This is a genomic window from Streptococcus sinensis (assembly GCF_000767835.1).
GTDB lineage: Bacteria > Bacillota > Bacilli > Lactobacillales > Streptococcaceae > Streptococcus > Streptococcus sinensis.
The window spans coordinates 45,339-60,117 of record NZ_JPEN01000055.1 but is presented as its reverse complement, the minus strand read 5'-3'; the positions used below and the strand labels follow the sequence as shown (position 1 = coordinate 60,117).

Below are 14,779 nucleotides of genomic sequence, written 5' to 3'. Positions count from 1 at the left end.
CATAATATCCTTTTCCTGTCTAAGTATTTTCTGCCGCAAAGCAAAAAGGCAATCCAACGATTGCCTACATAAATTATTCTACACTAAAAATGTATGGATAGACCGGCTGATTTCCTTGGTGGATTTCGACTTCTACATCTTCATACTCTTCCATCAGATCTTGAGCCAGACCGTTCGCCAATTCCTCATTGCCGTCTTCTCCGATATAAATGGAAACAATTTCACTGTCTTCATCCAACATCTTAGCAAAGGTTGCTTTCAAAGTTGCCAGCATATCTGGATTTGACACAACGATTTTGCCATCGACCATACCCAAGTTATCATTTTCATGGATTTCCAAGCCATCAATCGTCGTATCGCGAACTGCAGTCGTAATGCTACCGCTGACCACATCACTCAACGCAGCCGTCATCCGCTCATGGTTCTCTTCGATTGTTTTTCCACCATCAAAGGCCAAGAGACTCGTCAAACCTTGAGGAAGCGTACGCGTCTCAATCACTGTCGTTGGTTGCTCAAGCACCTCTGCAGCAGACTGTGCCGCCATAAAGATGTTTTTATTGTTTGGTAGGATGATGATATTGCGCGCATTGACCTGCTCAACAGCCTTGATAAAGTCCTCCGTAGAAGGGTTCATGGTCTGACCGCCAGAAATGACATAGTCCACTCCCTGAGCTTTGAAGATTTCAGCAAGACCTTCACCAGCTACTACTGCAATAATGGCATATTCTTTTTCTTCAGCTGGTTTGGCAGTTTTTTCTTCCTTTTCAAGCTGGGCTTCGTGCTGGTTACGCATGTTGTCCACTTTTACCTTGACCAGACTACCGTACTTAAGTCCTTCTTGCATGACAAGACCTGGATCTTCTGTATGGACATGGACCTTAACAATCTCATCGTCATTGACCACCAAGAGAGAATCCCCTAAATCATTTAAATAATTGCGGAATTCATCATAGTCAAAGTCCTTGACATAGGTTGGACCTTGCTTCAAAGCCACCATGATTTCTGTACAATAACCAAAAGTGATGTCTTCTGTCGCCACATGCCCTGCTACAGACTTGTGGTGTTCAGCATTGATCATCTGGCTCATCGTAGCTGGAGTCGCTTGGAAATCTTCTGATGCAATATACTCGCCAGTCAAGGCAGACAGGAAGCCTTCATAGATAAAGACCAGACCTTGACCACCAGAGTCCACAACGCCGACTTCCTTAAGAACTGGCAGCATATCCGGCGTTTTAGCAAGGGCAGTCTTTGCTCCCTCTAGGGCAGCTTTCATGACTTCAACAGCATCATTTGTCGCTTCAGCTTTCTTCTTGGCACCGATAGCCGCACCGCGGGAAACGGTCAAAATCGTTCCCTCAACTGGCTTCATAACAGCCTTATAGGCCACTTCTACACCTGATTGGAAGGCACGAGCCAACTCTTTCCCATCTAACTCATCTTTCCCTTTCACACTTTGCGAAAAACCACGGAAGAGTTGAGAAGTGATAACTCCAGAATTTCCACGCGCACCCATCAAGAGTCCCTTGGCAAAGATAGCAGCCACTTCACCGACCGTAGAAGTTGACTTGTCCGCTACTTCTTTAGCACCATTTTCAATGGTCATGCCCATATTGGTACCTGTGTCCCCATCTGGAACTGGAAAAACATTTAACGAATTGACATATTCAGCCTGTTTATTTAAACGAGTTGATGCTGCCTGCACCATTTCTTGAAATAAACTAGTAGTAATATTTGACACGATTATTCTCCTACAACTTTAATATTTTGGATATAAACATTCACTGTGTGGGCAGTGATTCCGAGTTGATTTTCCAAACTAAACTTGACCCGTTCTTGGATGTTTTTGGAAACTTCACTGATTTTAACGCCGTAACTCAAAACGGTATAAACATCAACTGCAATGCCACCATCTTCAGTCGTTTTCACTACCACACCCTTGGCATAGTTTTCTTTACCCAAAAGTGCTTGAAAGTTGTCTTTAATTGCCTTCTTGCTGGCCATACCAACCACACCAAAAATTTCAGTCGCTGCACCGCCAACGATTGTCGCAATCACATCATCAGTCAGTTCGATTTGACCATCTTTTGTATTGATCTTTACAGTCATCATTTGTACCTCAAAAGTATTTTATAGTTTATTTTACCATATTTTAGACAGGGTGTAAAAGAGGAAGGATAGAAATAAACTGTCTAGCCTGAAAATTTAACCAACAAAAAAAGGAAAGAAAGAAATCTTTCCAATCCCTTTTATACATTAAACGCGTTCAACTTTACCTGACTTAAGCGCGCGAGCTGAAGCCCAAACTTTTTTAGGTTTTCCGTCAATCAAAACAGTAACTTTTTGAAGATTTGGTTTAACAGCGCGTTTTGTTTGGTTCATCGCGTGAGAGCGGTTGTTTCCAGATACAGTCTTACGACCTGTAAAGTAACATACTTTAGCCATTATCGTGTTTCCTCCTATTAGATCTAATATTACGGATGTGCTAGCACCACATACCGTACTATATTACCAAAAAACTCACTATTTGGCAAGTAAATTTTCCCAAACTTTGTAAAATGTGACAATAATCCGTTTTCAAATATAAACAATCTTCAAAGTTCCAAAGGCAATATCGCCGCGTATATACAAGGTTTTATCCTTTTCATTGACATTATGCGGATTAACGACTGTACCGAAAGCATTATCCACATTTAGCTCTACTCGCCAGTTGCTCGGAATGTATAGCGTCGCACTACCGAAAGACAGATCTACTTCAAAAGTTGCTGACTCCTCTACGATGGTTGCATTATCAAAGTAAACTGATGCACTGCCAAAAGTACAGTCTAACTTCTCGTAGGTGAAGTTAGCTGAGTTGATATAGCGAGTGCCGCTACCAAAGGAAATTTCCCCCTCAGTCGTGGATAGGCCTTTTCTAGAAAAATGACGATAGCACCAAATCTTTCGAGGCTTAAAAATCATATTTAAACCAATGCAAGCCAGAATACCGCCCAAAACCAAGGTTCCTGTAGAAATGGCCAAAAAGTGGTAGACAGAATTGGCAATAATCAGGGCAATCATCGACATGACGAGACCAGTGCCAAAATCTCGCTCCAAGAAATTTTCCAAAGCAAAATACGCAAACATGCCGACCAAAAGCAGGGGCCAGATATTAAAATTGAATATAGGAATGCCAAAATTTCCCTGTAGCAGAACCCAGCCCGCCAGGACCAAAAAACCGATTCCCAAAATTGTTTTTTTCATGATGATTACCTCACTTCACTTAACTTTTCTTTTAACAACTGATAATAGTGCCTTGAAACATGCACTTTCTTATGCGTTTTAGAAAACTGTACAGAACTGGTGCCTGAGAAAGACTTTTCTAAAGAATAGATTGCCTTAGCATTCACAATGGTTGATTTGGAAATCCTGCAAAAATAGCGGGGAAGTAATTCCTCCAATTCGTAGAGTTTCAACTTGACTTCATAAGCATCGTTGCAAGCATGGGCAAATATTTTAGCTCCATCGGTCTCAAAAAAGAGAATCTCCGCTAACTCCACAAAATACTCACTACTTTCCTTATAAAAGAGGATGGTGGGAGCAGCAGATTCTTCTAGGACATCTTGAATTTTTTGAATTCGTTCATCAATCCGAGATACTCGAATCACTAATTCTGTATCAGCTAAACTGTCATCTAGCTCAATCCGAACTTTCATATGCACTTCTCCCCTCTTCCTATTTTTATTATAACAATTCCTTGAAAAGAAACAAGGGATTTTCAGTAAGTGGTCAATATCGACTGGTAAGTGGTTAAATCGACTAGGTGAACATTCCGTTTCTTCACAAGTAAAAAAAAAGAAACCTTGGTTTAACAAGATTTCCCTTTATAAACATGCCGATTGCAGGGATCGAACCTGTGACCTACGCGTTACGAGTGCGTTGCTCTACCAACTGAGCTAAATCGGCGCCTTTTCCCTTTTATTTTAGCATCTTGAGTTTTTTTGTCAAGGGAAATTTCACAACTTTTTAACCCAAATCAAACAAGGGTTGCTCTTATCCCAAAGTTCAGGAAAGATTTCTAACTTTTTAAAGCCCTGAGCCTGATAGAAAGCGTTCGTCTTGTCGTAAGTAGAATAATGACCTGGTGCTACCGTTTTGACTTGCAGGTAGGATGCTTTTTGACGAGCAGTACTTTCCAAAGCTCCTAGAAGTTGACTGCCAATTCCCGCTCTATGATAGCATTTCTTAACAGCCAAGCAGTCAATCTCAGCACAATCTTCGCTAGAGTAAGATAAGCTGATAAAGCCAGCCAAATCACTCTCCTGATAGGCAGCCCAAACTTGCAAATCCGCGGCTCCTTCAATGTAAGCTTGTGTGCTTTCAGGTATTCCAAACCACTCTGGCAGATCCTTCAAAACTTCGCTAACCACTAGCATCTTTTGTTTTTCTTCCTTCACTTCTTCAATTACTATCATCTTAAAATCCTTTCTTGATTTAAGCTTTAGGGCTAATCATATTTTCTATCTTACGATCCTGCACTTTCGTAGGCGTCTAAGCCCCTGTCCCATAGTTTCAAGGAAATGACAAAGAAGATAAGAGAAATCAGAATCAAACCACCGATATTAAAGAGTCCATCCTTATCCTGCAAGAAATAGCTGGCAGGATAGTAGGCTGTAAAGGCGAAAGGCACGATAAAGCTGATCAACCAACGAAGGAGCGAATTGTAAATGGAAATCGGATACTTGGCAAAGTCATTAAACATATAGAAAATGTAAATCATGGCACCTGACTGCTTGGTCCAAAAAGCGATACTAGCAGTCGCTATTTTTAAGGAAGTATAAATCAAGGTCGCAAAAGGAATACAAACTAGGAAAAGCAAGAATTTGGGAAGAGTCCAGGCAATACTGGTCACCGTTGTCGCTAGCAGAATGCCACCGACCAAAAGTTCGCCCAAGGCATCAATCTGAAAGGTCTCAACTAGGATGTGGAAGAGAGGATTGATAGGACGCGTCAGATACTTGTCAAACTCCCCTTTTCGGACTAGGCGTTGGCCTAGTGCCCAGAGATTGTCAAAAAAGAGATGGTCCAGTCCCTTGGGAATCAAGGAAAAGCCATAGATAAAGGCAATCTCTTGGAATGTCCAGCCTTCCAAGGAAGGGATGTGTTGGAAGAGCACGTTGAGAAATAAGAGGTTCAAGCCTTGGGTCAAGAAGACACCTAAAACACCAACCACAAAATCAACCTTGTATTCCATGATTTGCTTGATGTATTGTCTGATAAAAATCAGATGCATGCGTTGATATTTTTTCATACTAACCTCCTTGAATGGTGATAAATGACTGGACTCGTTTCCAAATCAACTGAGACAAGCCCGCCATCACTAAGAGCCAGAAGAACTGGAGCAAAAGTGCTTGAAGAATCTGACTAGTATCGTATTTCCCAACGATAATCATAACCGGAGTGTAAATCAAGGATGAAAAAGGCAAAAAGGACAGAATATCTGAAACGATTTTAGGAAAGAAAGCCAAGGGAATCAAACTTCCAGACATAAAGGCCACTATTGAAGTCTTGAGTAAATTGGAACCCCATAGATTTTTAAACACAAAGGCTGAAAATCCAAAGCAGATATTAAAGAAAAAGTTAATCAGGTAGGCTAGCGTTAAGCTAAAGAGATAAAGGACAGTTAATCCCAGCACTTCCAAAATCCCTTGCCCAGATAAGATTTTCATCAAAACAATGACAGTTAAAAATGGCAGCCCTACACTGATAAAAATCAACCACTTGGAACCAAGTTCGGTGAAGAGATAAGAGGCCGCAAAATGCACCGGTCGCAACAAGCGCATGATAATAGAACCATCCTTGACCTCCTCACCAATCATAAAAGAGCTATCCGACCTGGTCAAAAGATTGGTCACAAAACTCATGATGATGTAGAGGGTGATATCTGCCATGCTGAAACCCTGAATCAAGGATTCCTGCGAGGAATCAAAGACAGCCTTCCAGAGATAAAAAGCCACAAAAGCCCCCATGACATCGCCAATCCGATAGAGAATAAAGTTGACTCGATAGGTAATCAACTCCTGAATCCCTGCATTGATAAAGGGTTTATAACGTCTCCACAATTTGACCATCTTAGAGCTCCTTTCGATAGAAGCGACGGATAATATCCTCAATATCCGTATCCATCATCTTCAAATCGCGGATTTCAAAATCAGACAGGGTTTGTTTGATAATATCAGCAGACTGATAGCATGAACTATCAAATTCAATATTGAGGCTGTTTCCTTGTCTATCAATGGTCATATCAGGTAAGCCTTCATAGTGAGAGACGAGATGATTTTGACCTGGCACCAGTTCAAAGGAGAGAGTCTTCATCTTGCCAAAAGTGGCCTTGAGCTGGCTCACCGTTCCATCAAAAATCTCCTGCCCCTTGTCAATCATAAAAATCCGATCACAAAGTTGCTCAATATCACTCAGGTCGTGAGTGGTCAAGAGAATGGTTGTTTCTTCCTCTTGATTTATCTGGGTGATAGCCCGACGAATGTTGTCCTTGACCGAAACGTCCAAACCAATGGTCGGCTCATCTAAAAAGAGAACCTTGGGATTGTGAAGCAAGGAAGCTGCGATATCAGCCCGCATCCGTTGTCCCAGTGAAAGAGTTCGCACGGGGTCTTTGATAAATTCCTTCAAATCCAAGACTTCATTCAAAAAATCCATTCGCTTATGGAAGAGCGAGTCTGGCACATCGTAAATCTCTTTCAAGACCGTGTAGGTCTCTTGCAAAGCCAAATCCCACCATAGCTGGGTGCGTTGTCCAAAAACAACTCCAATATCCTTGACATAATCTTGGCGATTATCCTGAGGAATCTTGCCATTGATCCGACAATAGCCCGATGTCGGCTTTAAAATCCCTGTCAACATTTTGATGGTTGTCGACTTCCCAGCACCATTTGCCCCGATAAAGCCTAAAATCTGCCCCTTAGGCACCTCAAAAGTCAAATCCCTAACCGCTTCAAAGGTCTGCTTTTCAGGATGAATAAAGGAGCGTAAAGCCCCCTTTAACCCTGGTTCCTTAACTGTCTTCACAAAATTTTTCTGAAGATGTTCCACTTCTATCATTGCCATACGTTTCTCAATATCCTATCATTCAATTCATGTTACAGACCTTTTTCCTATCTAACTCAGAAAAATAGAATCTTATCTCCTCACTATGCTACCACTTTTACTTCCAAACGAACATAGGTAATTTAAAAATAATTATTATATTTTATCACACACCAAAAAACCTACCCTTACGGGCAGGTTTCCGTTTTGTATATAGCCTAATTAAGCTTTACCTTCTGAACCGAAGACGTCGATACGTTCTTCAACAGATGCTTGGATAGCTTTGACACCTTCAGCCAAGAATTTACGTGGGTCGAAGAGTTTCTTCTTGTCGTATTCTGCTTCATTTGCTTCGTAGTCACGAGCAAATTTGCGAGTTGCGTTAGCGAATGCGATTTGGCATTCAGTGTTAACGTTAACTTTCGCAACACCAAGTTTGATAGCTGCTTGGATTTGGTCATCAGGAATACCTGAACCACCATGCAATACGATTGGGAATCCTGGAACTGCTTCTGTCAATTTTTGCAAGTGATCAAGGTGAAGACCTTTCCAGTTTGCTGGGTAAGGACCGTGGATGTTACCGATACCAGCTGCCAAGAAGTCAATACCAGTTGCAACCATTGCTTTAGCATCTTCAATTGGAGCCAATTCGCCATCACCAATGATTCCGTCTTCTTCACCACCGATAGTACCAACTTCAGCTTCTACTGACACGCCGTTTGCATGAGCAAATTCTACAACTTTACGAGCTTTTTCAAGGTTTTCTTCAACTGGAAGGTGTGAACCGTCAAACATAACTGAAGTATAACCAACTCGAATACACTCAAGTGCATCTTCGTAGTGACCGTGGTCAAGGTGGATAGCTACTGGTACAGTAATACCCATTGATTCTACAAGGTTTTCAATGAGAGATTTACATACCTTGTATCCACCCATGTACTTAGCAGCACCCATAGAAGTTTGGATCAAAACTGGAGCTTTTTTAGCTTCTGCCGCACGCAGGATAGCTTGAGTCCACTCAAGGTTGTTTGTGTTGAATCCACCAACTGCGTAACCATTGTCACGAGCTGCTTGGACAAATTTTTCTGCTGAAACGATTGCCATTGTTATCAGGCCTCCTCTTATTTTTTGTGGATTAAACCACTTACATTGTTTATTTTATCACTTTTTCAAGGAAAATGCTAGTTTTTCCTGAAATTTTAAGTAAATATAAAAGGGACGCCATTTCATATAAACATTTTATCAATCAACCTGTATTGGAATTCGCCCAAAATTCTGTTCCATAAATGCGGGATTGCCCAGCTGATAGACCTTGTCTGCCTGCTGGGTCAGACTGTCCCATGGCTCCTTGCCGATACGGCTGACGAATTCAACCTTTCCTTTAAGCTGGGACAAATGCTGGCGTCCCTGCTCGGAAAAGCCTAAAATATGAATGCCTGGTGGAAGCTCTTCTTGTCTAGCTCCGACTAGGATATAGGTCAGCAGACGCCGAACCCGAGCCTTGGTATAGCGCTTGGTCGCCACTTGATCAACTAGCTCTTCTATAGTCTCACTGCTTTTCAAGACCTCCCTAATCCGAACAGCCAATTCCTGATTGACCTGATAAAAGTCTGTCAAATCTGGACAGGTCACTATCTGGTAACGGAGATAAGGAAAGAGGTCCGACCAGGTCACCTTGGGTGCCGTCTCAAGCAGCTTATAGCTTGGAGTGAATTTTTTGAGAAAGGCTGGCTGATCCAGATTCTGGCGAAGGGCAGTTGCGGACGCAAATTCCTGCTTAGCTGACAAGGAATGATAGCCAGCCCCCTGACGTTGAATCGGACACAGTTTTATAGCCTTTCCCGCCACAGCTTTGGCATAGGCCAAGCCCAAGATATGATTGGGAGTAGAGCCTGAGAAATTGAGCCCTGCAAACTCCTGCCACATGGCCTGAGTCTTTTGAGGATAGGATAGAGAATCAGGCAAGCCAGCCAGATAAGCCTCCATCTGCTCTGCCTTTTCACCATAGACCCTAGAAATACTCTCGTAGTCCAGCACTTCCTCAGTCCCAAAAGTCAGATAATCAATGCCCAGCCTCTCTAAGATGTCTACCGCTCCCTTAGCGAAAAAATCCGCCGCCTGAACGCTGACCAAGAAAGGCAACTCAACGACCAGATCCGCTCCGGCTTCTAAAGCCATCTGGGCCCGAGTCCACTTGTCCACGATAGCCGGCTCGCCTCGCTGGACGAAATTACCACTCATGGCGATGATTTTCAGACCAGAAGCTTGATCCAGCAGATATTTGTGTCCCTTATGGAAAGGATTAAACTCTGCGATAATACCAGTCACTGTCATTCTGTCTCACCATCATGTATAGTAGCTAATAATTTAATAATAATATTTGAACAAATCATACAACCCGCAATAAACAAAGGGATAATTGTATACGAATCAACCTGATTATTATTTAAATCATCCAATAAAAGAACATAAGTCCCGACAATTAAAATAAATAATAGTATAATTGTAACAATTTGAATCCATTTAGAAAAATAAATAGCAATCTCTTTTATTATCGGTGATTCCTTTCTTACGAAGAACTTAAGTAGATGAGGTATTAAAAATAGAACGATAATAAGGAATATCAATAACATATTATTTGACAATTGTATCAAAATTTCATCATAAAATTTTATAATTAATTCCAACACTTTGCTATGAATTTTTACTGATTTTAAGTATTTAACAAAACAAAAAGCTGAAAAAATAGGGAATATTATATATTTTAACAACTCAAAGCCATTTTCTTTCTCTACGTCTAATATCTTATTAAAAAATGAAATTGGATATTTCAATATCAACCTAACTAAATATAAACAGAGTAATGCTATTAGAATACTTACTCCCAGCATAACCCCTAAAATTTTTTTTTACTACTTTTGCAGAAAGTAATTTATTCTTGATAAGATCCCAGTCACTTGAATATATTTCTTTCAACTTATCTATCAGTGAATTTAAAAAATTCTCTATTTTTTTTCTGTTCCAGTTTTTAACATAAAATCTCACTAAATAGAACAGAAAATACAAAATGACTAGGCAAAATAAAATCCTATCATTATTTGCCATAATAAAAAGCTCCTTCTATTTCTCCACGACAAAGAACCAGCGAGCGCTCTTGTCGGTTGGCTCCTTGTCCTCAAAGTCCGCGTACACCTTGACATTCTTAAAGCCAGCCTGCTCCAACAAAATATCATAGGTCAGAATCTCATAGGTCCGCTCCTCGTGTACTTCATCATGGCGCGTGAATCGCCCATCCTCATCTTGGACAAAGAAGGTCAGCTCATGCACGATGGAATGAGGCGGTTCGTCCACATAGGAATCCCACACCATGGCAAAATTTTCAGCATTTTCATGATAGGAATAGCCGGGAAAAACCTCATCAATCTGGTAAATCGAGTGCACGTCAAAGATAAAGCGACCGCCCTCATTTAGATGCTGGTAAACTTCTGCGAAGACCTGACCGACATCCACTTCATCCTCCATATAGCAAATCGAGTCTGAATAGCAAGTCACCAAATCAAACTGACCAATGTCACTCAAATCCAGCATATTGCCCTGGATAAAGGGAATGTCCAACCCAGCCTCTCTGCTGCGCTTCTCTGCCAAATCCAGCATTTCCTGACTCAGATCCAGCCCCGTCACCTCAAAACCAGCCTGCTTAAAATAGATAGACTGAATGCCCGTACCACAGGCCAGCTCCAGCAGCTTTTTCTTATCTTTGGGAAAATGACGCAGGCTGAAATCCGTCCACTTCTCATACAAAGAATCATCCATAATCGCATCGTAAACCGACGCGAAGGTTTCATAAGTTGCCATACTTTTCCTTTCAAAAATAGCCCAGCCAGCAGGCTGACTGAGCTAAATTCTGCTTTCTGCCTAAGGGCAAAATCACTTGTTTTTTTCTTCCAATAAGGCTGCAACATCCACACCAGTTGCTTCGTGCCAGAGTTTTTCTAGGTTGTAGTGCGCCCGCATTTCCTCAGAAAAGACATGGACAACGATGCCACCCAAATCTAAGAGCACCCAGCCACCAGCTGCGTCACCCTCAACATGGCCAGCAGAAACTCCAGCCGCAGCAGCTTTCTCGCGGATATTTTCAGCGACCGCATCCAGCTGACGACTATTCATCGAGCTGACGATGACAAAGTAATCTGTCACAGTAGTCAGACCTTGCAAGTCCAAAGCCACAATATCTTCTGCACGCTTTTCATCGGCGGCCTTCACGACCAGTTCCAATAATTCTTGTTCTTTCATAGTTCCTCTTTAATTTTCTTTTATTTCCTTCAAATATCCTACAAAAGCATTGTAGGTCTCCAGGGTCTGCGGGTAGATAGGGATTCCTTTGTGAGCCAAATGCTCCACGGTCCGAGCTGTTTCGTAGGCCACAGCTTGATTGAGCGACTGCTGGGCTAACTCTCTGGCCTTGTCTACTCCCGGAAAATCTCGGTTGTACTCAATGTAGTCGGCGACATAGACGACCTTGTCCAGCTCAGACATGGTGCCACTGCCCACTGTATGAATCTCGATAGCTCGCAGAATCTCTGCATCTTTCATCCCTAGGTCTTCCTGAATCTTGTAAATACCCACCATGCCATGCCAGACATTATTACCCCAATTTTTCAGGTCAGGATCCAGCTGGTATTTGTCAATCAAGGCCAGAAATTCCTCATCCGAGACCTTTTTCGCATAGTCGTGCAGGAGTCCTGCCAGACCCGCTTTTTCGACGTCAAGACCGAAGCGCTCCGCTAATTCACGGGCAGCTTTTTCCACACCCAGACAATGCCGCAGGCGTTTCTCGGGCATGACTGTTTCCATCTTAGCCAGCAAGGCCTCACGGCTCATACTGATATAGCTTTCATAGGTCATAGGTAAAGCCCTTCTTTCTCGATATAGTCTAAAACTGGCTGAGGTAGCAGAAAATTAGGAGTTCGTCCCTGAGCCAGAAAATCCCGTACCATACTGGAGGAAATATCCATAAGGGGGACATCCACCCAGATGACAGGGTAAGAAGTCCCCGCCTTGTAGCGCGGCCGCTGAACACCGACAAACTGAACCAGCTCAACCAGCTCATCAATGCGGTACCACTTAGGCAGATAGTCTACCATATCCGCACCGATGATAAAGTAATAGTCCGTATCTGGATGTTGCTCTGTCAGTAGCTTCATAGTGTCGTAGGTGTAGGAAATTCCCTTGCGCTCCAGCTCAATGGTTTCAATCCCTAGGCCTTCAATACCCTCGATAGCCAGCTCCAGCATCTTCAGCCGATGCTTTTCCTCAATGGTCTCTTTCTTATCCACATGAGGCGGCTCGTACTCTGGCATGAGCAGGACCTGATCCAAGCCTAACTGTTGCCGGACCTGATCCGCCACAACCAAATGAGCATGGTGGACAGGGTTGAAATTCCCACCTAAAATGCCAATCTGCTTGCGTTTTTTATCTTTAACTTCTGGTTCTAATTCCACCTTGGTAAAGGGGGTCAGTAATTCAATAGCCATAGGCTGATATCTCCACAGAAATTTTTCCTTAAATTTGCTTGACTTTAACAGAGAGTTTGCGATTTTCTTTCTTGCTGGACTGCTTGTAGAGAATCAAGATACGGCCGATTTTCTGCACCGTATCCACTCCGATTTCTTCTTCCAAAATCTCCGCAACCTCATGGATATTCTCATCTGTATTCTGTAAGAGCGTAACCTTGATCAGTTCTCGCGCATCCAGTGCCTGACGGACGCTGGTTTTGATTTGGTCGTTGAGTCCATTTTTCCCTATCTGAATGATAGGTTTGAGACTATGCGCCTGACTGTTGAGAAAGGCCCGTTGTTTTGATGTTAGTGTCATGTTCTTCTATAAGGCTTGATACAGTCAGGATTCACTTTAGTCCCAACCATTCATGGCCTCTTCCTTCCTTATTTTAAGGGGATTTGTTCCCCTTGGTTTCTTGAGTATTATATAATAGCTTTCCGAGTGACAACCGCCACACCCTCTGGCGCCCAGCCAGCTACTCGGGCAGGACCGCTGACGCGAATCCACCCCAGACCAGAGAAGACGATATCTGTCTTGTCCTTGATGGTAAATTCATGCTTGACCAAGGCTGGAAATTCTTCCCTTTCCTTGCCAACTGGCGGCACTAAAAGACTGCCGACATGCTTGTCATAAAAATCGCTAGCACCTTCCAACTTAGTCCGGTGGAGCTTGAGCTCATTGTCAAAATAAGCCGTGAAGCCTTGCTTGTCACCTGCCACAAAGTCAAAACGGCCTAAACCACCCAAAAAGAGGGTTTGATTTGGATTAAGCTGATAGGTTTTGGGTTTGATTTCCTTTTTGGGGCTGACATATTTGAGATTCTTAGCAGAAAGATAGTGAGCCATCTGGTGACGATGGATAATACCCGGTGTATCATAGATATGACTGCCATCCGCCAAAGGAATCTCGATTTTATCCAGAGTCGTGCCTGGGAAGCGCGAAGTCGTAATGACATCCTTATCGCCCGTGATTTCTTGAATAATGGCGTTAATCAAAGTGGACTTGCCCACATTGGTCACGCCGACCACATACACATCACGTCCCTTGCGACAATGCTCGATTTTGTCAATCAAGTCCTTAATGGCCTGCTTGTTTTGAGCAGAGGTCAGAATGACATCAACTGGACGCAGACCTTCTTCGTGAGCTCGCTCCGTCAGCCATTGGGTCACCTTGCTATCCTTGACTGACTTAGGTAAAATGTCCTTTTTATTCCCGACCAAGAGCACATCATTTCCTGCGACAAAACGAGGCAGTCCAGGAATGACCGAGCCATTAAAGTCAAAAATATCGACAACATTGACGACCAAAGCATCGCTATCTCCAACGTCGTGGAGAAGCCGTAGAAAGTCATCATCCGTCAGCTGGACATCGCTGATTTCATTATAATGGCGCAGGCGGAAACAGCGCTGGCAATAGAGTTCGCCTGTCTCCAAGCCTTTTTCTAGAGCCGACTGGGGCGTGTAGCCTAGCTTGCTCTTGTCTTCTGTCTGAATAGTGGCTCCACAGCCGATACAGAGAAGTTCTTCCATTCTTTCTTAAATTCCTTTTTTGTATTGAATTGGGCCGTATTTTTCAGTAATTTTCTTGAGCACACGGCGTTCACGCGCCCGATTGATCTGGGTCTTGATGGAGTCATGCTTGACCAGTGGCTTGACCAAAATCGAGCGAATCCCAGCCCGATGAGCCGCCCGGATATCTGTCATGAGCTGATCACCCACCATGACCACTTCATTTTTTTCAAAATGAAAAAGCTTGAGCGCTCGGTCAATGCCCCAAGTGAAAGGCTTCATGGCCCAGTAGATATAATCAATATCAAACTTTTCGACAGCCCGCTTAACCCGTTTTTGGTTATTATTGGACACTACGATAATACGAATACCTGCATCCCGCAGATCATGGAGCCACTTCTTCATCTCTGGGGTCCCGTCAGGATTATTCCAAGCAATCAAGGTGTTATCCAAATCCACCAAAACCGCTTTGATACCCTGTCTTTTCAAACTCTCTACTGTCAAATCGTAAACTGCCTCGACCGCAAAGTCTGGCATATAATCTTCAATCGCCACATCTCTCTCCAAAAATTCGTATTCTCATTATTATAGCAAAAATAACTGTTTTTTGCACCACTGAGTTTATCCATTTA

Annotated in this window: 20 protein-coding genes and 1 tRNA gene; all 21 read right to left on the bottom strand. The window is 42.8% G+C overall.

Going from position 1 to position 14,779, the window contains the following annotated elements:
* Positions 1–73: 73 nt before the first annotated feature.
* Positions 74–1,738, bottom strand: coding sequence for a DAK2 domain-containing protein (locus tag SSIN_RS04080; protein WP_037616099.1), 1,665 nt, complete (start codon positions 1,736–1,738; stop codon positions 74–76).
* 2 nt (positions 1,739–1,740) lie between these two features.
* Positions 1,741–2,106 carry an Asp23/Gls24 family envelope stress response protein gene (locus tag SSIN_RS04075; protein WP_037616174.1) on the bottom strand — a complete coding sequence of 122 codons (366 nt, stop codon included), beginning with the start codon at positions 2,104–2,106 and terminating at the stop codon, positions 1,741–1,743.
* A 147-nt stretch (positions 2,107–2,253) separates the two neighbouring features.
* On the bottom strand, positions 2,254–2,442 hold the full coding sequence (gene rpmB, locus SSIN_RS04070; RefSeq protein ID WP_001140948.1) for a 50S ribosomal protein L28: 189 nt from the start codon (positions 2,440–2,442) through the stop codon (positions 2,254–2,256).
* A gap of 132 nt (positions 2,443–2,574) precedes the next feature.
* Entirely contained in the window at positions 2,575–3,240 is a 666-nt protein-coding gene (locus SSIN_RS04065) for a LiaF transmembrane domain-containing protein (protein WP_037616096.1), read from the bottom strand.
* 5 nt (positions 3,241–3,245) lie between these two features.
* Positions 3,246–3,692, bottom strand: coding sequence for a LytTR family DNA-binding domain-containing protein (locus SSIN_RS04060; RefSeq protein ID WP_037616095.1), 447 nt, complete (start codon positions 3,690–3,692; stop codon positions 3,246–3,248).
* A gap of 177 nt (positions 3,693–3,869) precedes the next feature.
* Positions 3,870–3,942, bottom strand: a tRNA-Thr gene (locus SSIN_RS04055).
* A gap of 50 nt (positions 3,943–3,992) precedes the next feature.
* Positions 3,993–4,451 (bottom strand): GNAT family N-acetyltransferase, encoded by a 459-nt coding sequence (locus SSIN_RS04050; RefSeq protein ID WP_037616093.1) that lies wholly within the window; start codon positions 4,449–4,451, stop codon positions 3,993–3,995.
* Between the two features lie 50 nt (positions 4,452–4,501).
* On the bottom strand, positions 4,502–5,287 hold the full coding sequence (locus tag SSIN_RS04045; RefSeq protein WP_037616091.1) for an ABC transporter permease: 786 nt from the start codon (positions 5,285–5,287) through the stop codon (positions 4,502–4,504).
* Position 5,288: 1 nt separating this feature from the next.
* Positions 5,289–6,107 carry an ABC transporter permease gene (locus tag SSIN_RS04040; protein WP_037616089.1) on the bottom strand — a complete coding sequence of 273 codons (819 nt, stop codon included), beginning with the start codon at positions 6,105–6,107 and terminating at the stop codon, positions 5,289–5,291.
* A gap of 1 nt (position 6,108) precedes the next feature.
* Positions 6,109–7,101, bottom strand: a complete 993-nt coding sequence (locus SSIN_RS04035) for an ABC transporter ATP-binding protein (protein WP_037616087.1) — start codon at positions 7,099–7,101, stop codon at positions 6,109–6,111.
* Positions 7,102–7,302: 201 nt separating this feature from the next.
* Positions 7,303–8,184 (bottom strand): class II fructose-bisphosphate aldolase, encoded by an 882-nt coding sequence (locus tag SSIN_RS04030; protein WP_037616086.1) that lies wholly within the window; start codon positions 8,182–8,184, stop codon positions 7,303–7,305.
* A 138-nt stretch (positions 8,185–8,322) separates the two neighbouring features.
* Complete coding sequence (locus SSIN_RS04025; RefSeq protein WP_037616084.1) at positions 8,323–9,414, bottom strand: nucleotidyltransferase; 1,092 nt, start codon at positions 9,412–9,414, stop codon at positions 8,323–8,325.
* The gene (locus SSIN_RS04020) at positions 9,411–9,914 is read right to left on the bottom strand and encodes a hypothetical protein (protein WP_037616082.1); all 504 of its coding nucleotides are present in this window, start codon (positions 9,912–9,914) and stop codon (positions 9,411–9,413) included. The genes SSIN_RS04025 and SSIN_RS04020 overlap by 4 nt, the downstream gene beginning before the upstream one ends.
* A 7-nt stretch (positions 9,915–9,921) precedes the next feature.
* Positions 9,922–10,185 (bottom strand): hypothetical protein, encoded by a 264-nt coding sequence (locus tag SSIN_RS10675; RefSeq protein ID WP_037616080.1) that lies wholly within the window; start codon positions 10,183–10,185, stop codon positions 9,922–9,924.
* Between the two features lie 15 nt (positions 10,186–10,200).
* Complete coding sequence (locus tag SSIN_RS04010; protein ID WP_037616077.1) at positions 10,201–10,935, bottom strand: class I SAM-dependent DNA methyltransferase; 735 nt, start codon at positions 10,933–10,935, stop codon at positions 10,201–10,203.
* A 72-nt stretch (positions 10,936–11,007) separates the two neighbouring features.
* Complete coding sequence (rsfS, locus tag SSIN_RS04005; protein ID WP_002915774.1) at positions 11,008–11,373, bottom strand: ribosome silencing factor; 366 nt, start codon at positions 11,371–11,373, stop codon at positions 11,008–11,010.
* Between the two features lie 9 nt (positions 11,374–11,382).
* Positions 11,383–11,985, bottom strand: a complete 603-nt coding sequence (yqeK, locus tag SSIN_RS04000) for a bis(5'-nucleosyl)-tetraphosphatase (symmetrical) YqeK (protein WP_037616074.1) — start codon at positions 11,983–11,985, stop codon at positions 11,383–11,385.
* The gene (locus SSIN_RS03995; RefSeq protein ID WP_037616072.1) at positions 11,982–12,614 is read right to left on the bottom strand and encodes a nicotinate-nucleotide adenylyltransferase; all 633 of its coding nucleotides are present in this window, start codon (positions 12,612–12,614) and stop codon (positions 11,982–11,984) included. Before SSIN_RS03995 ends, yqeK begins: the two co-directional genes overlap by 4 nt.
* A 28-nt stretch (positions 12,615–12,642) precedes the next feature.
* Positions 12,643–12,954 carry a ribosome assembly RNA-binding protein YhbY gene (yhbY, locus tag SSIN_RS03990; RefSeq protein WP_002896287.1) on the bottom strand — a complete coding sequence of 104 codons (312 nt, stop codon included), beginning with the start codon at positions 12,952–12,954 and terminating at the stop codon, positions 12,643–12,645.
* Positions 12,955–13,061: 107 nt separating this feature from the next.
* A complete protein-coding gene (gene yqeH, locus SSIN_RS03985; protein ID WP_037616071.1) occupies positions 13,062–14,168 on the bottom strand; it encodes a ribosome biogenesis GTPase YqeH in 1,107 nt (368 codons plus the stop codon).
* A gap of 6 nt (positions 14,169–14,174) precedes the next feature.
* The gene (locus SSIN_RS03980; protein WP_037616070.1) at positions 14,175–14,702 is read right to left on the bottom strand and encodes a YqeG family HAD IIIA-type phosphatase; all 528 of its coding nucleotides are present in this window, start codon (positions 14,700–14,702) and stop codon (positions 14,175–14,177) included.
* Positions 14,703–14,779 lie beyond the last annotated feature (77 nt).